The organism is Flavivirga spongiicola (assembly GCF_030540825.1).
Classification (GTDB): Bacteria; Bacteroidota; Bacteroidia; order Flavobacteriales; family Flavobacteriaceae; genus Flavivirga; species Flavivirga spongiicola.
Map to the genome: position 1 here is coordinate 4130650 of NZ_JAUOEO010000001.1, position 25583 is coordinate 4156232.

21 protein-coding genes are annotated in these 25583 nt (G+C 29.7%); 7 read left to right on the forward strand and 14 right to left on the reverse strand.

Annotation, left to right across the window (positions count from 1 at the left end; translation table 11 throughout):
- Window positions 1-36: 36 nt before the first annotated feature.
- The 4 genes from asnB to Q4Q47_RS16445 all read right to left on the reverse strand — a co-directional run bounded on the left by asnB (window position 37) and on the right by Q4Q47_RS16445 (window position 4679).
- Window positions 37-1842, reverse strand: a complete 1806-nt coding sequence (gene asnB / locus Q4Q47_RS16430) for an asparagine synthase (glutamine-hydrolyzing) (RefSeq protein ID WP_303307724.1) — start codon at window positions 1840-1842, stop codon at window positions 37-39.
- A 105-nt stretch (window positions 1843-1947) separates the two neighbouring features.
- Window positions 1948-2589: an HAD-IB family hydrolase gene (locus Q4Q47_RS16435; protein ID WP_303307725.1), complete on the reverse strand. Its 642-nt coding sequence runs from the start codon at window positions 2587-2589 to the stop codon at window positions 1948-1950.
- 29 nt (window positions 2590-2618) lie between these two features.
- On the reverse strand, window positions 2619-3782 hold the full coding sequence (locus Q4Q47_RS16440) for a hypothetical protein (protein ID WP_303307726.1): 1164 nt from the start codon (window positions 3780-3782) through the stop codon (window positions 2619-2621).
- A 24-nt stretch (window positions 3783-3806) separates the two neighbouring features.
- Entirely contained in the window at window positions 3807-4679 is an 873-nt protein-coding gene (locus Q4Q47_RS16445) for a UbiA prenyltransferase family protein (RefSeq protein WP_303307727.1), read from the reverse strand.
- Between the two features lie 601 nt (window positions 4680-5280).
- Here Q4Q47_RS16445 and Q4Q47_RS16450 point away from each other — a divergent pair.
- Genes Q4Q47_RS16450 through Q4Q47_RS16465 form a run of 4 tightly spaced genes read left to right on the forward strand, consistent with a single transcriptional unit; the run spans window position 5281 to window position 11569 of the window.
- Window positions 5281-6417, forward strand: coding sequence for a DegT/DnrJ/EryC1/StrS family aminotransferase (locus Q4Q47_RS16450; protein ID WP_303307728.1), 1137 nt, complete (start codon window positions 5281-5283; stop codon window positions 6415-6417).
- Window positions 6407-8365 (forward strand): polysaccharide biosynthesis protein, encoded by a 1959-nt coding sequence (locus tag Q4Q47_RS16455; RefSeq protein WP_303307729.1) that lies wholly within the window; start codon window positions 6407-6409, stop codon window positions 8363-8365. Before Q4Q47_RS16450 ends, Q4Q47_RS16455 begins: the two co-directional genes overlap by 11 nt.
- A 27-nt stretch (window positions 8366-8392) precedes the next feature.
- A complete protein-coding gene (locus Q4Q47_RS16460) occupies window positions 8393-9163 on the forward strand; it encodes a polysaccharide biosynthesis/export family protein (RefSeq protein ID WP_303307730.1) in 771 nt (256 codons plus the stop codon).
- A gap of 6 nt (window positions 9164-9169) precedes the next feature.
- Window positions 9170-11569, forward strand: coding sequence for a GumC family protein (locus Q4Q47_RS16465; RefSeq protein ID WP_303307731.1), 2400 nt, complete (start codon window positions 9170-9172; stop codon window positions 11567-11569).
- A gap of 114 nt (window positions 11570-11683) precedes the next feature.
- Here the strand turns inward: Q4Q47_RS16465 and Q4Q47_RS16470 are convergent, their stop codons facing one another.
- Window positions 11684-12430 carry a tyrosine-protein phosphatase gene (locus tag Q4Q47_RS16470; protein ID WP_303307732.1) on the reverse strand — a complete coding sequence of 249 codons (747 nt, stop codon included), beginning with the start codon at window positions 12428-12430 and terminating at the stop codon, window positions 11684-11686.
- Window positions 12431-12532: 102 nt separating this feature from the next.
- A complete protein-coding gene (aroB, locus tag Q4Q47_RS16475; RefSeq protein ID WP_303307733.1) occupies window positions 12533-13600 on the reverse strand; it encodes a 3-dehydroquinate synthase in 1068 nt (355 codons plus the stop codon).
- Between the two features lie 131 nt (window positions 13601-13731).
- Between aroB and Q4Q47_RS16480 the strand changes: the two genes are divergently transcribed.
- The gene (locus Q4Q47_RS16480) at window positions 13732-14904 is read left to right on the forward strand and encodes a proline dehydrogenase family protein (RefSeq protein WP_303308488.1); all 1173 of its coding nucleotides are present in this window, start codon (window positions 13732-13734) and stop codon (window positions 14902-14904) included.
- Window positions 14905-14922: 18 nt separating this feature from the next.
- Here Q4Q47_RS16480 and Q4Q47_RS16485 read toward each other — a convergent pair whose 3' ends face one another.
- The 4 genes from Q4Q47_RS16485 to Q4Q47_RS16500 form a co-directional block, all read right to left on the reverse strand.
- Window positions 14923-15993 carry an SDR family NAD(P)-dependent oxidoreductase gene (locus Q4Q47_RS16485; protein ID WP_303307734.1) on the reverse strand — a complete coding sequence of 357 codons (1071 nt, stop codon included), beginning with the start codon at window positions 15991-15993 and terminating at the stop codon, window positions 14923-14925.
- A gap of 120 nt (window positions 15994-16113) precedes the next feature.
- The gene (locus tag Q4Q47_RS16490) at window positions 16114-16707 is read right to left on the reverse strand and encodes a sugar transferase (protein ID WP_303307735.1); all 594 of its coding nucleotides are present in this window, start codon (window positions 16705-16707) and stop codon (window positions 16114-16116) included.
- 6 nt (window positions 16708-16713) lie between these two features.
- The gene (locus Q4Q47_RS16495; RefSeq protein ID WP_303307736.1) at window positions 16714-17085 is read right to left on the reverse strand and encodes a hypothetical protein; all 372 of its coding nucleotides are present in this window, start codon (window positions 17083-17085) and stop codon (window positions 16714-16716) included.
- A 38-nt stretch (window positions 17086-17123) separates the two neighbouring features.
- Complete coding sequence (locus Q4Q47_RS16500; protein ID WP_303307737.1) at window positions 17124-18329, reverse strand: alanine dehydrogenase; 1206 nt, start codon at window positions 18327-18329, stop codon at window positions 17124-17126.
- Window positions 18330-18534: 205 nt separating this feature from the next.
- Here Q4Q47_RS16500 and Q4Q47_RS16505 point away from each other — a divergent pair, with 205 nt between their 5' ends.
- Complete coding sequence (locus Q4Q47_RS16505; protein ID WP_303307738.1) at window positions 18535-20967, forward strand: TonB-dependent receptor domain-containing protein; 2433 nt, start codon at window positions 18535-18537, stop codon at window positions 20965-20967.
- A gap of 47 nt (window positions 20968-21014) precedes the next feature.
- Here the strand turns inward: Q4Q47_RS16505 and Q4Q47_RS16510 are convergent, their stop codons facing one another.
- The 4 genes from Q4Q47_RS16510 to porX form a co-directional block, all read right to left on the reverse strand.
- A complete protein-coding gene (locus Q4Q47_RS16510) occupies window positions 21015-21542 on the reverse strand; it encodes a hypothetical protein (RefSeq protein WP_303307739.1) in 528 nt (175 codons plus the stop codon).
- Window positions 21511-21648: a hypothetical protein gene (locus tag Q4Q47_RS16515; protein WP_303307740.1), complete on the reverse strand. Its 138-nt coding sequence runs from the start codon at window positions 21646-21648 to the stop codon at window positions 21511-21513. Before Q4Q47_RS16515 ends, Q4Q47_RS16510 begins: the two co-directional genes overlap by 32 nt.
- A 187-nt stretch (window positions 21649-21835) precedes the next feature.
- On the reverse strand, window positions 21836-22249 hold the full coding sequence (gene tsaE, locus Q4Q47_RS16520; protein ID WP_303307741.1) for a tRNA (adenosine(37)-N6)-threonylcarbamoyltransferase complex ATPase subunit type 1 TsaE: 414 nt from the start codon (window positions 22247-22249) through the stop codon (window positions 21836-21838).
- Between the two features lie 193 nt (window positions 22250-22442).
- The gene (gene porX, locus Q4Q47_RS16525) at window positions 22443-23996 is read right to left on the reverse strand and encodes a T9SS response regulator signal transducer PorX (protein WP_303307742.1); all 1554 of its coding nucleotides are present in this window, start codon (window positions 23994-23996) and stop codon (window positions 22443-22445) included.
- A gap of 248 nt (window positions 23997-24244) precedes the next feature.
- Between porX and Q4Q47_RS16530 the strand changes: the two genes are divergently transcribed.
- Complete coding sequence (locus Q4Q47_RS16530; RefSeq protein ID WP_303307743.1) at window positions 24245-25465, forward strand: HD domain-containing protein; 1221 nt, start codon at window positions 24245-24247, stop codon at window positions 25463-25465.
- Window positions 25466-25583: the final 118 nt, after the last annotated feature.

Here is a 25583-nt window from a genome sequence, read left to right on the forward strand (position 1 = left end):
TTAAGATTATATAATTCGGGTTTGGGTAATTAATTATTATCTAAACCCGAATTCTTTATACCACTTGCTTAAAACATATAGTTTCCATATATTTTCGGTATGGTCATGTACATTGTTCATATGTTCATTCAGTATTTTCTTAAATTTTGAAATATTCAAATTTGGGACAGAGTTTAAAAAATCATCATTTAAGGCTGAAAGAAATTCTTCTCTTAATTCGTTTCTCATCCAGTTGCCAATAGGTACCGAAAACCCTTTTTTTGGTTGTGTAAATACTTCCTCTGGAATATACTCTTTTAATATATCTCTTAATAACTTTTTTTGCCTTCCTGATTCATAGCGATAGGACATAGGAAGAGATCTCGCAAATTCTATAACTCTATAATCCAGAAAAGGACTTCTAACTTCAACAGAATAGGCCATACTTGCTCTATCTACTTTTACATTGCTATCATTTTCCAGCCAAAGCTTTATATTTAAATCAGCTGCTTTTTGTAAAAAATTATCAGACCATTTTTTGTAGCCTTGATAATATTTCATGTAGTCTTGTTTTTGTTCTTTTAACAAAAAGCCTTTTCTAGAGAAAATATTCTCAATAAAGTCATTTTTTGTCTTTGTTTTTAGGGCATTTCTAACCCTATGAGAATTTTGACCAATTAATTTTAAAAAAAATGGTTTACCTAAAAACTTTCTTATTGGGTATGGTATATTTATTATATTCTTATTTTTTACTAAGGAATGAAAATGAGTGTACCCCATAAAACTTTCATCACCTCCATCTCCTGATAAAGCTACCGTTACATGCTCTCTAGTTACTTGATTTAGCAATAAAGAGGGGAGAGCAGAACTATCCGCAAAAGGTTCGTCGTAAACTTCAGTTAGTTTAGGGATGAGTTTTAAAATATCATCAGAACTACATATTGTTGTTTTGTGGTTAGAATCGATGATTTTAGCAAATTGTTCAGCAATTTTACTTTCATCAAATTTAGGATCTTCAAATCCAATAGAAAATGTATTTATTTGAGTTTTTGAGACTTTAGCGGCAATGCTAGATACTAATGCTGAGTCTATACCTCCGGATAAAAAGGATCCAATCGGCACATCAGACTGAAGCCTTATTTTTACTGCATCAATTAGTAAATCATGAAGTTCTTTTTTTGCTTCTTCATAAGAAATATTTTTAATTTTTACATCATTTAAATTCCAATATTCTTTAATTGTAAATTCTTTAGAATTTAAATCTATTTTCATGAAATTCCCTGGAGGAAGTTTATAAACATCTTCAATAACAGTATATGGGCTAGGAATAAACTTGCAATCTAAGAACATTGAGATAGATTCTTTGTCAACTGTTTTGTTTTTCAGCAAAGGTCTTATCTGACTGCAAATTTCAAATTCACCATTCTTCCAGAAATAATAAAATGGTTTTACTCCTAATCGATCTCTAGCTGAAAAAACCTCATTATTTGCTACATCATAAATACAAAAAGCAAACATGCCATTTAGTCTTTGTAAAACATCTTCTCCCCATTCATTATAACCAATTAAAAGAACTTCAGTATCACTTTCTGTTTTAAAAGAATAGCCTTTATCCAGTAATTCTTTTTTTATATCCTTATAGTTGTAAATTTCTCCATTAAAAACGATATGCAAATTTTCATATACCATTGGTTGGTGAGAACGAGCATCTAAATCTAAAATAGAAAGTCTAAGATGTCCAAGCGAAAGATTGTTGATTTTTTTTATACCAGTATAATCAGGTCCTCTAAAAGAAATTGATTCTAACTTTTCTTTTATTAGATCTTTTTCATAAGGAATATTAGTTAAGTATATACCACACATGCTTGTTTTTTTTGTAAAGCACGCTTATATTTTTTATAAATACAATATAAATATTAGAAAATCTATAAAAAGGTTAAAAGTTAAGATGTCATGCTTTATACTACCTTATAAATGTTCATTTTTCCAGTATTTATCTACATTATCAGAATCCAGCTTCATCAAATATGATTGGTTGGTTAATTCTAAAAAATGCTTATCAGAAGAACTATCACCGTAGCCATAACTAAAGGCATAATTTTTGTTCTTCAAATATTCGGTAAGGAATGTTCTTTTTTCAATTCCAAAGCAGTTATTGCCTTTGATTTTACCAGTAAAACAGTCATCTATTGTTTCGAATTGTGTAGATTTTAGCTCATAATTATTAGATGCACACCATTGTTTTAGCCAAATGTCTGATGATGCAGTTAATATTATAATATCATGTTCTTGCTCTTGATGCCATTTTAATACGTTTAATGCAGATTTATAACAAAGAGCAGGTAAGATTGTTTCTGAAAATTCGACTCCTTTTTTTTTAAGCTCAGAAGCTTTATATCCTTTGAAAAAAAAAGAAAAAAAGCATTCTTTCAACCTATTATTATTGTAAAGCTTTAGATAAAATAAAATAATAAATGGAGATAAAACTACTATCCCTAGATAAAAAAACAAAGTTCCTTTACAAAACTTTATAAACTCAAGATAAGTGTCTTTAGATGTTATGGTCCCATCTAAATCAAAAACTGCAATAGTATTTATATTTTTAATCATTTTTGATGTGTAAAAATTAATTCGCTTACTTATATTATTGCAAGTAGTTTTTTTATCGCAAAGTAAAACATGCCATCCAGGCTAAATCCAAATTTGAAATGATAAATTCTCCATGTGAAAAAAAACGGAATCAATAATATTAAAAATACAAGTTCTTTCTTTTTTAGAAAAAATTTAAATGAACTATTTCCTCCATTAGTTAAAAGCGGTAATTTGGCTGCTAAAATAACTAGTAATAAAATAAAATGAATTTGAAGCCATCTTCCCCAGTCGCAAACCAAAACAAAAAGAGGCAATGAATATACTAAAGAAAACAAGAAACCTTTGATTAGTATTTTGAAGTTTTCTCTAGATTCGGTCTTTAAATAATATGAAAAATGAAGTAGTCCAAGTATTAAAGAAACTAGATATAAAGAATAGCTAACAGGGGCACTTTTATATCTGTCTAGACTAGATAGAAGTGTGTTAGTGAAATCAAAAATATTAATTTTATCACTATTAAAATCCACGCCTCGTTGTGAGAGTATTACCAACGACTCTCCTTCATTAATTAGACCTCCGGCAAAAAAGATTAAGAATGTGGGTAATAATACGCTAAGAAAAAGAAAAACATATTGTTTGACCTTAGTTTCTTTGTTAAAAAGATAAAGCGCAATTAAAAAATATGGCATGTAAAAAATAAAAATCTCATGCAAAAAAGTAGCTGTACAAAGTAGTATATAAACAGAGTATTCTTTTATGCCTTTAAACTCCTTTCTGTCATTCAAATAAATAAAATAAGCGAAAATCACAAATAAGATAATCTCTTTTCTACCAATAATATTAACATCATTAAAATAAAAGATAAAGGTAAGAGGAGATAGTATGAGGGTGAAAAACAGTAGTGAAATGGTTTTTTTATAAATAATTCTACCTAACAAAATAAAAAATGCAAAATACAAAATCATCTGACCGGAATAGACTAATGTTTTCAATTTTAACCCAGTAATATCCTGAAGAATAAAGAATAAACTTCCAGAAAGACCACGCCTTTTAAATCCTCCATCATGGTAATTTACGAGCCAATCTCCTAATATAAAACCATGACTCCCATCTACATGCTTAAACAAATAAATCCCAATCCAAATAAATAATATAGAGAAAAAGAAATAAAACAGTGTTTTTAAATTGACTAAATACTTTAAAATACTCATCAGTTCAGTTATTTTTATATAATTCTAGAAATAGATAAAATAAGTAAATAGTAAAATCCAACACAGTAATACTAATTGTAAAAAGATGTCTTTACTTAAAATTTTTATAGGAGATCCGGATTTGTTTTCCACAACAGATATTTGTAAATATCTCATGATACCAATAAAAACAAAAAGAGAAGTGGTGTATAATTTATCCGTTCCTAAACGCTCAATAACTTCTGTCGAAATGGAGTACATTATATAAGCAATTAATGTTATTGAAAAACAAATGCCTTTTGCAATATCAATAAAAGCAATAGAGTAGCCACTTTGTGATTTTCTTAAGATAGTATTATCATTTTTGATAGTTAAATCGTCTCTTCTCTTGGCAAAAGCAATTGACATACTTAATAGGAAAACAATTATAGTCATCCATTGGCTAACTATAACACCTATAGCAAATCCTCCGGCCAGTATACGAAGCAAAAAACCTAAGCTAACACATGTAACATCTATTATAGCAATATTTTTTAATTTAAACGAATACAAAATATTTAAGATAAAATAACTAACGACGAACCATATAGAATCTTCTAATAAGAATAAAAAATAACTTAATACTATGAAAAAAACACCAGCGATAAAAAAAGCTTGTTTTTTTGTAAAAAAACCGCTAGCAATTGGACGTAGAGATTTAACAGGGTGTAATCTATCCTTATCTACATCTATAGAATCATTAATAATATAGATTATTGAGCTTGCAAAACAAAATGCAAAGAAAAGAATAACCAATTTATAAATACTGTTATCATCAAATATTTCAATAAACTGCCCTGAAAAAAACACAGGTAAAAAAACAGCAATATTCTTTACCCAATGATGTATTCTTATTAGTTTAAGTGTTTGAAGAATCATTTTATAACGAATTTAATGTTAAACCTAAATTATTATCCAAATAAAACACATCGTTTATTATTAATTGCAAAAAAATGCTAAACTCACATATATAATCGATAAAGAGGTTCCACTTCTTTTAGAAGGTTTATGAATTAATTAATATCAGTTTAGCTTCAGATTCTTATTTTGACAATCGATAATCTACAAAGTTTAACTATGAATTAAAATAGATGTGTATTTAACCGATTTTAATTACTCTTTTAGCGAATTAACCTAAATCTAATCTTGTTGCTTTAAAACAATTACTAAATTTACACCGTAAAACACAAATTGAATTGATTAATAGCATATTGATTTAATTGTATTAAAAGATAAAATAAAAATATTTTCAAAATCTCTCAATTACTTAATCTATAATAAAGGAAATACAAATAGATTAATAATTAATATTTTAAAAATCATTTAATACTAATTTTAATTTAAGCTAATAATGGGGAATTAATTTTGTTTTATGAGCAAAGAGGGGAATCATTCAGAAAAAATAATTGTATTTAATAATATGACCATAAAAAGTTGTACAGGTGTTTTATGCAATAAACTGAAATTATAAAACTTTTAGATGTTGACCAAAACTAAAATATATTTATCATCACCTCACATGGGAGGTTCAGAACAAAAATTTGTTGCTGATGCTTTTGATACTAATTGGATTGCTCCATTAGGACCTCATGTTGATGGTTTTGAAAATGATTTAACAAATTACTTAGGGGGTAACAAACACATTGCGGCATTAAGTTCAGGAACTGCTGCTATACATATTGCTTTGCAATTATTGGATATCTCCAAAGGGGACGAAGTCTTATGTCAGAGTTTTACATTTTCAGCTTCTGCTAACCCAGTAATTTACCAGGGAGCAACTCCTGTATTTATTGATAGTGAATCTGATACTTGGAATATGTCTCCAGAATTACTAGAAATAGCAATAAAAGACAGAATTGAGAATTACAAAAAGCCTAAGGCCATAATCGCAGTACATTTATATGGTATGCCATATAAAGCTAATGAGATAAATGCCATTGCTAAGAAATATGAAATCCCTGTAATTGAAGATAGTGCTGAAGCTTTAGGAAGCACATACTTTGGTCAAGCTTGTGGAACGCTTTCTGATATTGGTATTTTATCATTTAACGGAAATAAAATAATAACGACATCTGGTGGAGGTGCTTTAATTGCAAATACTGAAAGCTTGAAAAAGAAAACTGTTTTTCTATCTACTCAGGCTAGAGATAATGCACCCCATTATGAACATTCGTCTATAGGTTTTAATTATAGGATGAGTAATGTTTTAGCCGGAATTGGAAGAGGACAAATGGAAGTGCTTGATGATAGGGTGGATGCCAGAAGAAGAAATTTCGAATATTATAAAAAGAATATATCAAAGAATAATAACATTTCTTTTTTGGAAGAGCCTGAAAACCTCTTTTCAAATAGATGGATCACTTGTGTTGAAACGAGTTCATTTGAACAAAGAGAAAGCATAAGATTAGAATTATTAAAAGATGACATAGAATCTAGACCTCTATGGAAACCTATGCACATGCAGCCTGTTTTTAAAGATTGCTTACATTTTACGGATGGAACGTCGGAAAAACTTTTTGAAAAAGGTCTTTGCCTGCCTAGTGGATCAAACCTAAGTGAAAATGACTTAGAAAGAATTGTTAGTATAATTAATAAAAACCCAGTTCATGATAAATAATTACTTCGCTTATTACTCTCAAAAATATGCTTCTAAGTGGTTAGTACTTGGTATTGACTTAGTGTCAATTCTTGCTACTTTCTTTATGGCTTATTTTATAAGGTTTAATTTTACGCTTGGCTTTGATTTAACTCAATTTTTAGTTCAGCTTCCATTTATTTTAGCTTTAGCTGCTATAAGCTTTTTAGTTGTAGGATCGTTCAAAAGTGTTATAAGACATACTGGATTTACAGATGTAGTAAATGTATTCAAATCAATAGTGTTAATGTCTTTTACATGTGTTGCTGTTGTTTTGTTCAATAGGTTTGCTGATGTATTACCAGGGTTTACCATTCCTCTTTCAATAATAGTTATGCACGCATTATTAAGTTTTGTAGTGCTTAGTGCAAGCAGACTACTTTTTAAAATGACTTATAAGCATTTAAAATGTAAATTATTATTAACAAAAAGAGTGCTTATTTACGGTATAGAAGACTCAGCAATAGCAACTTATAATGCCTTATTGAATAACGCAAGAACAAGTTTTAATATTATCGCTTTTGTTGATGATGATGTTAAGAAAAAAGGAAGATCTATTAATGGCGTACCCATTTTGTCTTACAATCGTTTGAATGGAAATTATGTTGATTCAAATAATATTGACGAAATAATTGTAGCTGATCAAAATGCGGATAACGGTAAATTAATGAAACTTGTTGATGGCTTGGTAGATTCTGATGTTAAAGTTACTAAGGTACCACCAATTGAGCAATGGATTAATGGAGAATTAAATACTAAACAGATAAAGCAAGTACAGATTGAAGATTTACTTGGGCGTCCTCCAATTAAAATTGATAATCCTAATTTATTGAATGAGTTTAGAGGGGAAACAGTATTAGTAACTGGAGCAGCAGGTTCTATAGGTAGTGAACTGGTTAAACAGCTTTCTAATTTTGATGTAAAGCAATTGGTTTTAGTTGATCAGGCAGAATCAGCATTGTACGATGTCCAACAGGATTTAAAACGCGATGGGAAGCATAATTACACAGCCATTGTTGCAGATATAAGAGATGGATTAAGAATTGATTCTATTTTCCAAACGCACAAACCTACAATGGTATTTCATGCTGCAGCATATAAGCATGTTCCGTTAATGGAAAAATCTCCTTATGAAGCCATAAAAATAAATGTTAACGGTACAAAACTATTAGCAGATACGTCTTCTCGTTATAATGTGAAAAAGTTTGTTTTTGTTTCTACAGATAAAGCGGTTAATCCAACTAGTGTTATGGGAGCGACTAAGAGAATGGCCGAAATGTATATTAGCTGTCTCCAAAAAGAAAGTAAAACGAAATTTATCACGACACGTTTTGGAAATGTTTTAGGTTCTAACGGTTCTGTAATTCCATTGTTTAAAAAACAAATAGAAAATGGAAGCCCGTTAACCTTAACACATAAGGATATTACAAGATATTTCATGACCATACCAGAAGCATCTCAACTCGTACTTGAAGCAGGGACCATGGGTAAAGGTGGGGAAATTTTTATATTTGATATGGGAGAATCGGTGAAAATTTACGATCTTGCTAAGAATATGATTAAATTATCAGGTCTAAGATACCCAGAAGACATTGATATAAAAATTACTGGACTTCGCTCTGGCGAGAAATTATATGAAGAATTGTTGGCAAATGGAGAGAACACCTTGTCAACCTATCATAAAAAGATATTAATAAGTAAAACGAGAGAATTAGATTATGCCAGAGTAAAATCTGAAATAGAAGAGCTTTGTATTACAAATCGTTTCCAAAACAATAATATTGTTATGAAAATGAAAAGTTTGATTCCTGAATATAAATCGAACAATTCAGAATACGAAAAGTTCGATAAAAGAGTTAATCTTTATAAAAAAGCAAAAGGAATTAATGAGAATAAACAGGATTCAAATATTTTTAAATCTGTAAAATAATTAATAAAATAAGCTCCAAACATAAATATGATTTTAAGTTTAAGCAGAAAGAAAATTGGCATAATATACATATTAGTTGCAACGTTTTTAGTATCATGTGGTTCTAGTGAAAAAGTCGTATACTTTCAGAATGCTAAGGATTTTGAAACTATTGTAGATACTGATACTTTTACTCCAAAATTCAAGATAAATGACATTGTAAGCATTTATGTTTCTACATTTAATCTAGATGCCGTTAGACCTTTTAATTTACTAAAAGGTGGTGCTGAAACACGAAATTCAGAGCCTGTTGATTATTTAGTTGATATAGATGGTAATATAGATTACCCTGTTTTAGGTAAAATCAAACTGTTAGGTTTAACAGTTGAAGAAGCTAAAAACTTGATTAAAGAAAAACTTTCTGAAGGTTACCTTAAAGACCCAATAGTAAACATCCGAATTTTAAATTTTAGGATTTCTGTTTTAGGTCAAGTGAATAGACCTGGTAGATACGATATTTCTGGCGAACGAATCTCTCTTCTAGAAGCCATTGCCATGGCAGGTGATTTGGCTATTAAGGGAAAAAGAAAAAATGTGTTGGTTATTAGAGATTTTAATGGCACTAAAACATATACTAGAATTGATTTAACAAATAAAGAACTATTTAACTCTCCTGTATACTATCTAACACAAAATGATATCGTATATGTAGAGCCAAATAAATCTGCCATAAGTACTGCTTTTTTAGATTCTCGGTCTAGTATAGCAATTTCTATCGCCTCAATATTAATTACTTCTGCCATAGTACTATTAAGATAATTATTTATGGAAACTCTATCTAATAAAAGTAGTAATACTAAAAAACCTCAAGATGAGCTTGATATAAAAAAAATGCTTTCCATTTACTTAAAGCAATGGAAGTGGTTTGTTTTAAGCTGCATGATATTTATTGGATTAGGTTTTTTCTATTTGAGATATACGACTCCTAAGTATAATGCATATGCAAAAATAATGTTGATGGAAAATGATGGCATAACTAATCCAGCTGATGCATTACTTAAAGATTTGGGAGAGATTTCCAATACAGATAAAATAGCAATAGAAGACGAAATAGAAGTGTTTAAGTCTAGAAAATTAATGACGGGTGTTGTTAAAAAGCTAAATTTAAATAAACAGTTTTACCTTAAAGGAAGATTACATGATACACAGCTTTTTCCTAATGAAAAGGCTCCCGTTAAAATAAATTTTCTTGCTTCAGATTCTATTATTTACAAATCAAATTTTACTTTTAGTTTACGAATTACTTCTGAAACTACATTTGATTTTATTTACAAACCGCGATCTCAAAAAGAAGAGATTTCGAAAAAAATGTTTTTTGGAAAAAATGTACCTACACCGGTAGGTGATATCATAGTAACACCTAATGTTGAGAAAATTTCAAATTTAGCAAATCAGGTTGTTTATGTTCAACTTAAATCTTTGGATAGAGTTGCAGAAAGTTTCAAAAGTTCAATACGAATATCACAAGCAGCAGACCTTTCTAAAGTTCTTAACCTATCTTTAAAGGATCCTTCTGTACCAAAAGCTAAAGCCGTTATAAATACTTTAATAGAAGAATATAATAGGGTTTCAATTGAGGATAAAAGCAATAAATCTAACAATACAGCAGAATTTATTAATAAAAGAATAAATTTAATTGCAACCGACTTATCAGAAGTAGATGATGAAATAGAACAATTTAAAACAGGTAACAAATTAACAGACATAACTTCTGAGGCAGATTTATATTTAAATTCTAATGCTCAGACAGAACGAAATTTGGCAGCAAGTAGAACACAGTATAGTATGATTAACTATATGAAGAATCAAATTAGTGATGATTCTTTTGAACGCATACCGTCTAATGTTGGTTTAAAAGATGGTTCAATAAACTTAATTGCAAAAAAGTATAACGACCTATTAGATGAACGAGATAAATTACTTAAAAGTTCTAGTGAAAAAAATCCAATTATTGTAAATTTAGATCAACAGCTGGGGAATTTAAAGAATAACTTAAGACAAAGTTTGAACAGTACATCCAAAGCAATAAGTATTCAAATTAGTAGTCTTGAAAATCGTTCAGCTAAGATAAACTCAAAAATTTATGCAGTTCCGGGGCAAGTAAGAAAATCAAGAGATATTCAACGAGAACAAGGGATTAAAGAATCCTTATACTTATATCTTCTTCAAAAACGTGAAGAGGCAACAATATCGATGATTTCTACATCTCCTAATGCCAAGGTTATAGACGAAGCTCATTCCAATTATACTCAGGTCTCTCCTAAAAAAACGATGACTTACTTAGCATCTATGATGATTGGTTTACTTATCCCTTTTGGGGTTATTTATATCAGAGATTTGTTAGATAACAAAATTCATAATAAAGAAGATTTAGAAAAAGAGATTAGAAACATAACAGTTTTAGGTGAGATTCCAAATGCAAAGGGTAATGATAAAAATTTAATAGAGCGTAATGATAGATCGATTTTATCTGAATCATTTAGAATTATAAGAACAAATTTTGATTATGTAAAAAGAGGTAGAGAAGTAGATAATTATGAAAATGTAATTTTTGTAACATCAACTATCAATGGGGAAGGAAAATCCTTTTTTAGCCTAAATATGGCACTTACATTAGCTAATACAGGCAAAAGAGTTTTACTTCTTGGAGCAGATATCAGAAACCCTCAAATTTATTCTGCAATTAAAAATAAAAAGGGAAAAGATCATTCAAAGGTTGGGCTTACAGAATTCATAGTTGACAAATCTATAATAGTAGGGGAAACTATTAATACCTACGACATTAATGGAATCAATATTGATATTTTACTTTCTGGAAAAGTACCTCCTAATCCGGCAGAGCTCTTAATGAGTGATAGAATAAAAGATTTATTTGATTCTGTATCCGATCAATATGATTATGTTATTGTTGATACAGCACCTTCTATGCTTGTTACAGATACATTATTGATGAGTCAATATGCCGGACACACTATTTATTTAACAAGAGCAGATTATACCGAAAAGCGTATCCTGAATTTTGCTAAAGAACTGCATGCTGAAAAGAAGCTTAATGGTATGATGTTAGTTGTAAATGATGTAAAGCAATCTAACTTTGGGTATGGTGCAAAATATGGTTATTATGGAGCACCTCAAAAGAAAGGTTTTTTTAGAAGAAAAGCTTAGATTAAAGTGAATTTTGGATAAGAAAATTCATGTCAGTTTGAAAAGCTTCTCGATACAAAATTCTTCCATAATTTCGCTCGAAGTGACATCTAGAACGCTTAAACAAGATTCACGTTAAATTACTGAAAAGGTTCGATTCGTGTTTTTAATTATTTCATTGAGGTTTTCACTTGTTTTTTTATTCACTATCAGATTAGATATCTTATCTATGTGTTTTTCATTATGAATATCTGTGCCAACAAAATCAATTAATTGTTCTTCCATTAAATAACTAGCCGTTTTTTCAACTTTTTTTCCATAATGATCACTTAGAGAAAGCATGTTAAGTTGAAAAAAACACCCCAGCTGTTTAAGTCTTTTATAATAAGCTAGATTGTTATGATAAAAAGAATAACGTTCTGGGTGTGCTAAAACGGGTAAATATCCCTTAGTTTTAATTTTAAAAATGATACTTTCTAAATTTAAAGGTGCTTGTAAATATGACATCTCAACAAGTACGAAGTCTTTTTTTAAAGTAAATAAATCCCTGTTTTCCAATAAACTTTCAAAATGATTATCGAGCATATATTCGGCAGCAGGGTTTAATGTAATGCTTTTAAGTTGTTTTGAATCTAAAGCACCCAATAAATTGTGATAAGCATTTCCAATAGTTTCATCTGTGTTGGGATAAAAGCCCTGCATAATATGAGGTGTAGGTATAAACTGCTTTATCCCTAATCCTTTCATCTTTTTTATTAAAGACAAAGAATCTTTGATATTCTTTGCTCCATCATCAATACCAGGAAGGATGTGGTTATGAATATCTACAAAATCTTCTAATAAATCTTTTAAGAATAGTTTTTTAGAAAAAAAATGAAGCATTTTTTGGGTTACAAATTTATATTAGTCCACGCTTATTGCGCGGCAGGAAAATTTAACTTTAAAAAGTGCAAAGCAATGTTTTCAAAATTGGTAGTTGAACTATTAGTTGTCATAAAAATGAAAAGCATCTACTATTACTTTGTCGTCAACTAAGCAATCTATTTTGGGATTGCCTATCGATTCTAAAAGGACAAAATTAATATTACCATGATTATTCTTTTTGTCATATTTAAGCAATTCGATGATGGCAGGATATTCATCTTCATTAATTTTAACTTTGCCATAATAATCAATGAATAAGTTTTTAATATCTAGAGTTGTTTGTTTAGGGAAATTTGCTAATTCCGTAGAAATATAGCATGCTAAAATCATTCCGACTATAATGGCCTCTCCATGTAGCAATGTATTTTTATTAGGATTGCTTAAAAAATAAGACTCTATAGCATGACCAAGCGTATGGCCAAAATTTAAAGTTTTTCGCAAATTATCTTCAAATGGATCTATTTCAATAACATTCTTTTTTATTAATACAGATTCATAAATTAAAACGTCCAGATCGTCCAAAGTCAATTTTGACAAGTCTTTGAATTTATTCCAGTAAGTCTCATCACTAATTAGCCCGTGCTTTAACATTTCGGCTAAACCCGAACGCATTTGGTTTTGTGGTAAAGTATTCAGGTACTTTGAGTCTATTAGCACCAAATCAGAGTTGCTAATAACACCTATTTGATTTTTTAAATGCCCTAGATCGACTCCTGTTTTTCCACCAACCGATGCATCAACCATAGATAATAGGGTAGTAGGGACATTGATATAAGCGATACCTCTTTTAAAAGTGCAGGCAACAAAGCCTCCTAAATCTGTAATGACACCACCTCCAATATTTATAAGTAAGCTTTTTCTATCTGCATCTAAATCAGAAAGTGTATTCCAAATGCCAACACAAGTATTTATTGTTTTATTAATTTCCCCAGATTCAATTTCGATAATTTCAACAACGATATCTGTTTCCAGCTTTTCTAAAAAATATGGCAAACAATGTTGATGCGTATTCTCATCAACTAAAATAAAAATCTTAGAAAAATTCCTGTCCTTAATATGATTGTTTAAAGGTTCATAACAGGCGTTATTAAAATGAATTGTGCATTCATTTGTGGTAATTGAATCCATGAAATAATTGTTGTCATTAAAAGTTGGTGAAATTAAGGAGATTTTATATAAAATGATAGTATTTTATATAAAATGATCTTAATCATACAAAATGAAATATGGATATAATTATATTTGCACAAATTTTTTATATGAATACTGATCGAATATTTGACAACACAGAAATAGCATTCTCATTAAAGAATGATTCTGAATTAGAGCGCGCTTATTTTTTATTCAAAATGATATCTATCCAACCCTTAGTCAGGATAGGTACAGCCGCTACAAACTTTGCTCTTAAAGCTAATTTGCCTATTGAAGGTTTAATTCGCTCCACAGTGTTCGATCATTTTTGTGGTGGTGTTAATGAAAAGGATTGTTTATCTGTAATAGATAGCATGTTTTTAAAAGGAGTAAGTTCAGTTTTAGATTATTCTGTAGAAGGAAAAGAGAGTGAAAAGGAATTTGATTCCGCTATGAATACAGTACTCAAAATTATTGATTTTGCTAAAAATATTGAAGCTATCCCTATTGCTGTTTTTAAGCCAACAGGGTTTGGTCGATTAAAATTATATGAAAAAGTTGGTAGTGGAGAAGCATTAACTCAAAATGAGCAGAAAGAATGGGCTAATGTTGTAAATAGGTTTGATATGGTTTGCAAAAAAGCCAAAGAAAATGATATTGCTGTTTTAATTGATGCAGAAGAAAGCTGGATGCAAGATGCTGCGGATGATTTAGTAACAAAAATGATGCAAAAGTATAATACAGAAAAACCTATAGTATATAATACTTTGCAGATGTACAGACATGATCGATTGGCTTTTTTAAAGAGCGAACATCAAAAAGCAAAAGAAGGCAATTATTTTCTTGGCTATAAATTGGTTCGCGGCGCTTATATGGAAAAAGAAAATGAGAGAGCTAAAGAAAAAGAATATACGTCTCCTATCTGTATAAGCAAAGAGGCTACCGACGATAATTTTGACAATGCGTTACTATATATGATTGACCATTTAGATTGCATGTCTATATTTTCAGGAACCCATAATGAGAATAGTTCATATTTGTTAATGGAATTAATGGCAAGTAAAAACTTAAAAAATAATGATAAGCGCATATGGTTTGGTCAATTATATGGTATGAGTGATCATATTAGCTTTAATTTGGCAGATAAAGGTTATAACGTCGCCAAGTATATACCATTCGGACCTGTAAAAGATGTGATGCCTTATTTAATTAGAAGAGCGGAAGAAAACACTTCTGTAGCAGGACAAACCGGAAGGGAATTATCGCTTATAACCAAGGAAAAGAAACGACGGAAAATATAATAAAACTATTATCGTTTTTTAAACATATTTTTCTAAAATAGATTTGATATCTGAACTTGACATGTTTGGTGTGATGTTTGCTAATTTAGTAAAATCAATTTTCTGAGTTTCAAAATTATTTTTTGAGTTGACCAATAGAATATTTTTATTATCGGTTGGCACTAATATTTCATTTTTTGAAATGATATGCTCATGAAGTTTTTCTCCTGGGCGTAATTCTGTGATTTTTACTTCAATTTTTTCACCAATATTGTTATATAGTGACACGAGTCTTTCAGCTAAATCAATTATCTTAATTGGTTCACCCATATTAAAAGTAAAAATATTGTTTTCTTTATTATTGAAAGTAGCAATCTCCAATATTAAGGCGCATGCTTTATTTTTGCTTATGAAATATCGAGAAATAATACTATTGGTAACCGTGAGTGGCATACCTGATTTAATTTGCTTCTTAAAAAGTGGTAAAACTGACCCATTAGAGCCTAAGATATTTCCAAATCGAGTTATGATAAATTGTGTCTCTGATTTAGTCAAGAAATAATTTAGGTAATTTTCTGCTATACGCTTAGACATCCCCATAACACTTTTAGGATTTACAGCTTTATCTGTAGAAATAAAGATGAATTTTTTTACTTTATATTCTATTGATAAATCAGCCAGTAACTTCGTTCCAAAAATGTTAAGCTTAATCGCTTCATGTGGGTTTGCTTCCATTAATGGCACATGTTTGTAAGCAGCAGTATGAAAAACAAATGTAGGTTTGTAGGTTTCAAAAAGGTGTTTTAGAGATTGCTCTTCTGTAATATTTAGAAGTAAAAAAACAATCTTACTGGTATCTTCAAACTCTATATCTTTTATAAGGTCATAAAGAGGAGACTCAGCAATATCGATAAGGACGAGCTTTTTATAATTACATGTTAACAATTGTTTTGAAAGTTCACTACCTATAGAACCAGCTGCTCCTGTGATTAAAATGATTTCATCAGAGAAATCAAAATTACTTAATGGTTTTTGCGATGCTTTTTTAGTAGGAAACAACCCAGAATCAATCAATAATTGATCTATATGATTAGTTTTAGATGTATTCATTTTAGGGTTTAGCTTCGCTTAACATATGTTTTACGAAGTGAGTTTCATTTGCAAAATAAGAATAATAATGTTTTATGCCAAATACTGTGAAATAGTGCCAATACTTAAACTCACATTAAGCTATTTGGTAATAACTTTAATTATGGTAATACCTATAAGTTTTAAATCAAAAAAGAAATTTTGTCTTCTAATATATTCCTTATTGTATTTTAATTTGTCTGGAATAATGGTATTAACGAAAAAATCTTCTGGATTTTTAGCCGCTTTCAAAAGCTCTACTTCATTCCTGTACTTTAAAGATGCTAGACCTGTAATACCTGGTCTAACAGCGAAAATTTTCATATCACTTTCACTATAAAAATTCACATAATATCTTAATTCTGGCCTTGGACCTACAAAACTCATGTCTCCTTTTAGAATATTAATAAGTTGTGGAAACTCATCAATTTTATAACGTCTTAAAAAATAACCCACTTTAGTTATTCTAGAATCATTATTTCCTAAGGTAAGGAGTCCCTTCCCTTGAGATTGTACACGCATAGTACGAAACTTGAAAATGTTGAAGTCTATATTGTTTTTGCCAACACGTCCCTGAACAAAAAGAACAGGTCCTTTTGAATCTAATTTAATTAAAACAGCAATTAATATTAAAAATGGAGATAGAATAAATAACCCCATTATAGAAAAAACAACATCGAAACTACGTTTAAGCATTATGGTTTATTCTATTTTTAAAGTAGTTATAGTCGCAATACTATCACAATTTTCAACAGTTAAAATAATATCTTTCTTTTCAAATTCACCTTCAATATTGTACATACCGCATGGCTTTTGTCTTGCATTACTTTTAGAAAAATCAATACTTCCTTTTTTCAAAATATAATTTATAGCTACAGAATCTAAATTATAATCCTCTAAATGAGATTGAATATGATTGCTATAAACTATTTTTTTCAGCCTAATATTCTTTAAAACTCTAGCATCTGGACCATAGCTGCATGATGTTTTTTTTCCATTTAAAAAGAAAGCTAAAATTATTAATCCGATAGAAAAACCACCAAGATAATAACCAACGCGCTGTATAAGTTTCATTTAATGTGTTTAGTGAAATAAATCAGAATTGCAATCAATCAAAAAATAAGCAAATTAACATCGCTAAAATCCAAATCGAACCAATCACCTACAGATTTACTAGTTAAAATTCCGTGGTAAAAATACAATCCATTTTTCAAACCCTTATCAAATCTTAAAGAATTTTCTATACCGCCTTCTTCTGCTATTTTTAATAAATAAGGTGTAAAAAAATTACTTATGGAAACAGAGGCAGTACGCGAGTATCTGGCTAGAATATTAGGAACACAATAATGTATCACATTATGCTTAATAAATATTGGGTTTTTATGTGTAGTCACTTCGCTGGTTTCAATACAACCTCCCATATCGATACTTACATCTATTATGATGGCTCCTTTTTTCATAGATCGCACCATATCCTCAGAAACGATTACAGGAGCTCTATTTGTTCCTCGCACCGCTCCAATAACAACATCACAGCGTTTTAGAGCTTTTGTTAAATTTTTTGGAGTAATTGTAGATGTAAAAAATGGCCTGCCTAGATTTGTTTGTATACGTCTTAATTTTGTAATAGAATTGTCAAAGACCTTTACATTTGCACCCAACCCCATCGAGCTTCTAGCTGCAAATTCCCCAACGGTACCAGCTCCTAGTATGACAACCTCTACAGGAGGTACGCCGCTAATGTTTCCAAACATTAACCCATTACCATTACCGTCTTTAGTATCAGATAATAACTCTGAAGCTATTAAGACAGAAGCCGTTCCTGCAATTTCACTTAATGATCTTACAGCAGGGTATGCACCATCGGCATCACGAATAAACTCAAAAGCTAATGCTGTGATGCGTTTTGAGGCTAATGCCTCAAAATATTTTTTAGATTGGGTTTTTATCTGAAGCGCAGATATTAATATGGTTTGCGGATTAATAAGTTTAATTTGTTCTATACTTGGAGGTTCCACTTTAAGAACCATAGGACAAGCATATACTTTAGCCGTATCTTTTGTAATTTCAGCACCAGCTTCACTATAATCCTTATCACTAAAACTGGCACCATTTCCTGCTCCAGATTCAAGCAATACCTTATGCCCGTTACTTACTAAAGCAAATACTGCATCCGGTGTTAAACATACCCTTTTTTCTTGAAAAGCAGTCTCTTTAGGTATACCTATAAACAGTTCTCCCTTGCGTTTTAGTAGTTCAAGAGTTTCTTCTTGAGGTAAAAGTTGTTCCTTAGTAAAAGGCGAGAGTGGTTTCGACATGGTTAGTTTAATTAATAAAAAATCAAATTACAAATAAATTTTCTATTGTTAACACAAACTGAAAATAATTATTTTAGTTTTTTAAAAGCTAACAAGATTAATATTTTAATTTCAATTCTTGTAAGAAAATAATTATTATTTTTATAACTCCTCAATAAAATGTTTTAAATTAATTATTTATAAGTTTGCATTATCAAATACATCCATGATTAAAAATCTATTTTATCACTTTATTCTGTTGCTTTCTCTCTCATCTTTTTCTCAAGAATATAGGTTAAATGGCTATGTTAAAGATGACAATAATAATCCAATAGCGCATTCTAATATATTAATTACTAGTTTAGGAGGTTCAAAAATTGCAAATGGTACTTCTACAGATGAAAAAGGTTATTTTATAATCGAAAATCTAAAAGCCGGGGATTATATATTAAAAATTAGATTCCTTGGGTTTAAAACATATTCTACAAGAGTCGAACTCGATAGAAACATTCATTTTGATACTATAATACTTGAAGAAAATTTAGAAACGCTTGATGGAATAACGGTGGTCGCAAAGAGACCTACAGTTAATCGCATGGTAGATCGCTTGGTTTTTAATGTAGAAAACTCTACGTTATCGAATGATAATGTTTTAGATGTTTTAAAGCATACACCTGGTGTTTTGGTTCATGATGGTACTATAACTGTAAAACAATCAACACCCACGGTATATATAAATGACAGAAGGGTGCATTTGTCTTCAAGCGAGGTTCAGCAACTTTTAGAAGGCACCTCTGCCACTAATGTAAAATCGATTGAAGTCATAACAAATCCTCCTGCAAAGTATGAAGCAGAAGGTGGTGCCGTGCTTAACATTGTAACCAATAGAAATATTATAGCAGGCTATAACGGAAGTGTTTTTGGGAATTATAGACAAGGCTCAGAATTTCCAAAATATTCATTTGGAACGAGTCACTTTTTTAAAGCAAAAAAACTCAACACCTATATAAACTATAGTATAAGCCCTAGAAAGGATTTTCAGCATAATAACGAATTTATAAACTTTTTAAATGACAACAATCAAAATACATCAAGTTGGGAAACAGATTATAAAAGAACACGCGAAACTTCAAACCAAAATATAAATGCCAATATAGATTATGATATAAATGATCGTAATAGTCTTGGTTTTTCAACAAGCATGTTAATCACTCCAAGAGACCATACAAACACTTTTGTTAATTCTCTAACCGAAGTTTTTAACGCAAATAAAACTTTAGATTCTACATTTAATACTTTAAACCGTAAGGTGGATGAAACCTTCAATCTGGCTTTCACACTTGATTATGTGCATAAATTTAAAAAGGAAGGGGAGAAGCTCTCTATAAGTACGCATCATACAAATTATGATTTTTCGAGTTTCCAAAATGTAGATACAGACTATCGTTTTCCTGATAATATACTCATACGAAGTAATCGATTTCAAACATTTTCAAGTCAGGTTATAAAATTATATACAGGTCAGCTAGATTATGAATTGCCAATAAATGGTTCAGCACAATTTGAAGCAGGAGGCAAGGTTTCTAATATTAATTCTGAAAGTATCTTAAATCAGTTTATTTTTGAAAATGATATAAAAATAGAGGATTTACAAAATTCTGATACTTTTTTATATGATGAAATTAATTATGCAGCCTATATAAGTTATTCCAAAGATTGGGAGCGTTGGAGTTTTAAATCTGGACTAAGAGTTGAACATACGGATATAAAAGGGAATTCATTATCTACTAGTCAAAATAGTAATAATGATTATTTAAAGTTGTTTCCATCTCTTCATTTACTGCATAAGTTAAACGATAATAATGAACTGTATTTTAACTATAATAAACGCATACATAGGCCGAGATATAATGAATTAAACCCGTTTAAGTATTTTTTAAATGATAATGTATATATAACTGGAGACCCAAATTTAAAGCCTCAAATTGATGATACATTTACTTTAGGATACACTTTAAAAAAGGATTATGCTTTTGAGCTCTATTATCGCTATGAAACTGATCCAACAATTCGAATCATATTTCAAGACAATGACAATAATAAGTTAACATATGTAGATACTAATATAAATCGTAGTATTTCATATGGCTTAGATTTTACAACATATAAAAAGTTAGCTAATAACTGGAATTTATATGTGTTATCATCTCTTTTTTATTATGAAGAAGAATTTTTTGCGTTAAAAAGCAGTAACGCCCTATTAGTAAATAACAGATGGTCAATCTTTGGGCAAATAATCAATTACTATAGTTTTTTAAAAGATCATAGTTTAACAGCAGATATTTCCTATTTATATATATCACCTATAGTTAATGGGCCAACAGATGCAAGTGCACGATCGGGAATTGATATAAGTATAAAAAAAACATTTTGGAATAAAAAAGCAACACTTAGTATTGGAGCTACAGATATATTTAATACTCAAAACTTTAAAACAATTACTCAATACCTAAATCAAGATGTGTTTTTAAAATCGAGAAGAGAAAACAGATTACTTACTTTTGGGTTTAATTATAAGTTTGGAAACTTTAGATTGCGTACAAATAAAAAAGAAATAGATCTAAATGAGCGAGAGCGATTTAAAGAAAATACAAATTAATTGATTTTTGATTAAAATTGGCAGTAATCAAACGAAAGTGTGTTAAGCTAAAAATAATTCTTAACCTTACCCCAAAAGTTTTTAGGAGACATTTTAAATTCATCTTCAAGTTCTTGCATTGATTTATTGACTTCAGATAAGCTATTAAATATTCTTGCCCTAATCAAATAAATGGTAGGTATTACAATTGCCATGACTGGTATTAAATACATTATGTGATTAGAATCTAAGTATTCAATATCATCATTAAAAGTCATAATTATTTGATAAAAATACATAGCAATTGGCACTAGTAATGCATGATACCACCAATGACGACATGTAAAAAACCATAGAAATATTAATAATAAAGGAACTAATTTATTGGTAAGCGTCCATGCTACAGTTCGAACGCTTTCATAATGTGTACTCTCATAGTTAAATAAAAAAGTGTTCCAAATTTTTATATCTGGAACACTTTGGTATAAATCGAACAAATAAGGTGTAATAGCTACCAAAGTAGCTATTACACTCCCAAGGATTAGATCCTTTTTATTAATATTATTATTTTGGGAGTCTGATTTTACTCTTTTCAATTTTTGCTGTTTGTTGTCCATTTTGGTTGTAAGCATCAGCAGCTTGAGCCATAAACAACATTCCTCCGAAAATTGCGATTGCAATTACATACTTTTTAGTTTTCATTTTTAAAGGGATTTATTAATTAATATATCCAAATGTAACTAAAGGCAATTTTGAAGTTTTTCTTGAAATGTTAAAAAAATGTTAAAAAAAGAGTTTTTTTAAATTTCCAATGTGGTTTTCCCGTAAAACTTCAAAATTCGGAGTGTTTTTTATGTTATTTATTTGTATAAGCTAGTAATTATGTTAGTTATATGTCTTTTAAATTTAGTCTTAAAATCCTATTATTAGTACTTAATTCTAAATCAACTCTATCGAAATGATCCGTTAAAATGGGTTCAATCTTTTCTGGCCATTCGATCAGTTTCCAATGCTCCGAGTCTATATAATCTTCAATTCCAAAATTATAAGCCTCTTCTAAATCATTTATCCTATATAAATCAAAATGATATACTTTATCATTATTTAATTGATACTCATTTACAATAGAAAATGTTGGACTACTTACTTCGTCATCACTACCTAAAACTTTTACTATGTTTTTTATTAATGTTGTTTTACCAACACCCATATCGCCATAAAACAATAAGGTTTTAGTTTTTACATTTTTAATGAGCTGTTTTGCAATATTTTCAACATCATTTAATCCAAAGCTAATCTCCAATTTTATTAAATTTTATACGCAAGTATAACCATAAAAAATCAAAAAAACAACAAAAAAATGTATTTTATCGATGTTTTTTGCTTTACATAGAGTTTTTATTTTTAATTGATCTATATAAAGGTTATTTAATTTCCTTCCGATAGTAGATTTAGTTTTATAAATTCAGACACTGTTTTAATAATAACGGTTATATTTATTTTGGGTCAAAAACTACGAAAGGGATAATCATTTCTTCAAGAGAAACACCACCATGCTGATAGGTGTTTCTAAAGTAACTTACATAATGATTATAGTTATTTGGATATGCAAAAAACAAGTCGCTTTTTGCAAAAATATAAGAGCTACTCATCTTTATTGACGGTAAGTGAGCTTCTTTTGGGTTTTTAAAAACCAATACATCCTTATCATCGTAAGTTAAGCTCCTTCCGGTTTTATAACGAAGATTTAAACTTGTGTCTCTATCACCAATTACTTTTGATGGATTTTTAACATTAATAGTACCGTGATCTGTTGTTAAAATGAGTTTAAACCCTAGTTGTTGGGCCTGCTGTATCATTTCTAAAAGGGGTGAGTTTTTAAACCAGCTTAAAGCTAAAGACCTGTATGCCTTATCGTTTGAAGCCAATTCTTTAACAACTTCCATTTCTGTTTTGGAATGTGATAGCATATCAACAAAATTATAGACAACAACTGTTAAGTCGTTAGACTTAAGTGATTTGAAATTATCAGCTAATTTCTTACCGTTTTTCAGATTTGTGATTTTATGATAATCATAATTTAAATGAGTTAATCCTAATCGTTTCATCTGGGTATCTAAAAAGGCCGCTTCATGCAAATTTTTACCACCGTCATCGGTATCGTTTTTCCAATATTCTGGAAATAACTTTTCCATCTCACTAGGCATTAACCCAGAAAAAATAGCATTACGAGCATATTGAGTGGCCGTTGGTAAAATACTGAAAAAAGCCTCTTCTTTGATTTTTTTATAATAGTTGTTAATTATAGGTTCAAAAACTTTCCATTGGTCATAACGTAAATTATCAATAACAATTAAAACCGTTGGTTGATCTTCACTAATCTCAGGAGCAATTTTTTCTTTAAAAAGCATGTGGGACATTATGGGGGATTCTGAGTTCGGTTTAAACCAATTGGCATAGTTCTTCTCTATAAATTTACCGAACTGAATATTTGCTTCATTTTTTTGAGACTCTAAAATCTCGAACATCCCTGCATCTTCAATATCTTCAAGTTGAATTTCCCAATAAATAAGTTTTTGATACAAATGGACCCATTCTTCATAAGAATTAACCATAGATAAATCCATAGCGATTTTCCGAAATTCCTGCTGATAGTTTGAAGTTGTTTTTTCAGATACTAATCGAGAATGATCCAAATTCTTCTTTAAGCTTAATAATATTTGATTTGGATTTACAGGCTTAATGAGATAATCCGCTATTTTGTTACCAATAGCTTCTTCCATAATATATTCTTCCTCACTTTTGGTGATCATAACAACAGGGAGGTTGTCTTTCTTTTCCTTTATTTCATTTAAAGTTTCAAGACCAGTAAGCCCAGGCATATTTTCATCTAAAAATACGATATCAAAATTTTTATCATCTATGACATCAATAGCTTCACTGCCACTCATGCATGTTGTAACGCTATAATTACGTTGTTCCAGAAATAGAATATGAGGTTTTAGTAGATCAATTTCATCATCTACCCAAAGTATTTGTATTGTATTCATTTAAATGTTTTTAATAATCATTTATTGGTAATTGTCTTTTATCTAGATTTCTTTAAATACGTAACAAAAATTAATATAAGCTCTTAAATGTCGGGTCGAGCACAGTCGAGACTTTCTTTTTTAAGACTCTATAATAAAGGGACCTCTCGACTGTGCTCGAGGAGGCACTGTTTTAATTTTTGTTATGTATTAAATAATAGTCTGTATATAATTATATTTGTGTCTATTAAACATTAACTTTTTCAAGTTTGAACAAACTTAAAATATTAAACGACCCAATTTACGGATTTATTACTATTCCAAATTCGCTTATTTTCGATTTAATTCAGCATAAATATTTTCAACGGTTACGTAGAATTACTCAAATGGGTATGTCATATTTGGTTTATCCCGGGGCACACCATACTAGATTTCATCATGCTATAGGCTGTGTGCATTTAATGCAACAAGCGGTCAATGTACTTCGTTTTAAAGGAGTTGCGATTTCTGAAGAGGAAGAAAAAGGACTGTACGCTGCTATTTTGTTGCACGATATAGGTCACGGCCCTTTCTCTCATGCTATGGAACATAGTATCGTTAATAATGTATCGCACGAAGACATTTCTTTGCTTTTTATGGAGCTATTAAATAAAGAATTTAACGGAAGTTTAACGCTTGCTATTCAAATTTTCAAAGGAGAATATCATCGAAAATTTATGTGTCAGCTTATTTCCGGACAATTGGATATGGATCGGGCCGATTATTTAAAGAGGGATAGTTTTTATACCGGAGTTGCAGAAGGCAATATAAATAGTGAACGATTAATCACGATGCTTCATGTTGTTAATGATGAATTAGTAATTGAAGAAAAGGGAATTTATAGTGTTGAGAAATTTTTGGTGGCTAGACGTCTCATGTACTGGCAAGTTTACTTGCATAAAACGGGATTGGTTGCAGAACAATTATTGATTCGAGTTTTAAAGCGCGCTAAGGAGCTACATCATATTGGGGTTCAATTAGAAGCCAGCAAAGCTTTATTATTCTTTTTAGAGAATAAAATAGCAATTGATAATTTCGACAACGATACGCTAGATATATTTTCCCAGTTAGATGATTATGACATTATTTCGGCTATGAAACACTGGCAACATCATGATGACTTTGTACTTAGTAAGTTGAGTAAAATGATAATAAACAGAGACTTATTAAAAATTAAATTGAAAAGTAAAGTCATTAAAAAGCAAAATCTAGAAAAACATATTCAAGATTTAATTACTACATATAGAATAAGTGAAAAAGAAGCAACATATTTTGTGTTTACTGGAGAAATCTCAAATCAGGCCTACCAACTGAAACACCAAGGTATAAATATTTTACATAAATCGGGGAAAATTGAGGACATCGTTAAAGCTTCAGATCAACTTAATCTAAAGGCCTTATCAAAACCCGTAACTAAATATTATATCTGCTACCCTAAAGAAGTACTATAGTTAATTTTTACAAATTAAAAAAAATATAACTATATAAAATGTGACATGTGTCTTTAGAAAACAATAAGCATCGGCACATGAAAAACTTTAGTACATTTTTCCTATTTTTGCGTCAATC

Excerpts from the sequence above, each read along its gene's own strand:
- asnB (WP_303307724.1), bottom strand. The coding sequence starts at position 1,842 with ATGTGTGGTATATACTTAACTAATATTCCTTATGAAAAAGATCTAATA.
- Q4Q47_RS16435 (WP_303307725.1), bottom strand. The coding sequence starts at position 2,589 with ATGATTAAAAATATAAATACTATTGCAGTTTTTGATTTAGATGGGACC.
- Q4Q47_RS16440 (WP_303307726.1), bottom strand. The coding sequence starts at position 3,782 with ATGAGTATTTTAAAGTATTTAGTCAATTTAAAAACACTGTTTTATTTC.
- Q4Q47_RS16445 (WP_303307727.1), bottom strand. The coding sequence starts at position 4,679 with ATGATTCTTCAAACACTTAAACTAATAAGAATACATCATTGGGTAAAG.
- Q4Q47_RS16450 (WP_303307728.1), top strand. The coding sequence starts at position 5,281 with ATGTTGACCAAAACTAAAATATATTTATCATCACCTCACATGGGAGGT.
- Q4Q47_RS16455 (WP_303307729.1), top strand. The coding sequence starts at position 6,407 with ATGATAAATAATTACTTCGCTTATTACTCTCAAAAATATGCTTCTAAG.
- Q4Q47_RS16460 (WP_303307730.1), top strand. The coding sequence starts at position 8,393 with ATGATTTTAAGTTTAAGCAGAAAGAAAATTGGCATAATATACATATTA.
- Q4Q47_RS16465 (WP_303307731.1), top strand. The coding sequence starts at position 9,170 with ATGGAAACTCTATCTAATAAAAGTAGTAATACTAAAAAACCTCAAGAT.
- Q4Q47_RS16470 (WP_303307732.1), bottom strand. The coding sequence starts at position 12,430 with ATGCTTCATTTTTTTTCTAAAAAACTATTCTTAAAAGATTTATTAGAA.
- aroB (WP_303307733.1), bottom strand. The coding sequence starts at position 13,600 with ATGGATTCAATTACCACAAATGAATGCACAATTCATTTTAATAACGCC.
- Q4Q47_RS16480 (WP_303308488.1), top strand. The coding sequence starts at position 13,732 with ATGAATACTGATCGAATATTTGACAACACAGAAATAGCATTCTCATTA.
- Q4Q47_RS16485 (WP_303307734.1), bottom strand. The coding sequence starts at position 15,993 with ATGAATACATCTAAAACTAATCATATAGATCAATTATTGATTGATTCT.
- Q4Q47_RS16490 (WP_303307735.1), bottom strand. The coding sequence starts at position 16,707 with ATGCTTAAACGTAGTTTCGATGTTGTTTTTTCTATAATGGGGTTATTT.
- Q4Q47_RS16495 (WP_303307736.1), bottom strand. The coding sequence starts at position 17,085 with ATGAAACTTATACAGCGCGTTGGTTATTATCTTGGTGGTTTTTCTATC.
- Q4Q47_RS16500 (WP_303307737.1), bottom strand. The coding sequence starts at position 18,329 with ATGTCGAAACCACTCTCGCCTTTTACTAAGGAACAACTTTTACCTCAA.
- Q4Q47_RS16505 (WP_303307738.1), top strand. The coding sequence starts at position 18,535 with ATGATTAAAAATCTATTTTATCACTTTATTCTGTTGCTTTCTCTCTCA.
- Q4Q47_RS16515 (WP_303307740.1), bottom strand. The coding sequence starts at position 21,648 with ATGAAAACTAAAAAGTATGTAATTGCAATCGCAATTTTCGGAGGAATG.
- porX (WP_303307742.1), bottom strand. The coding sequence starts at position 23,996 with ATGAATACAATACAAATACTTTGGGTAGATGATGAAATTGATCTACTA.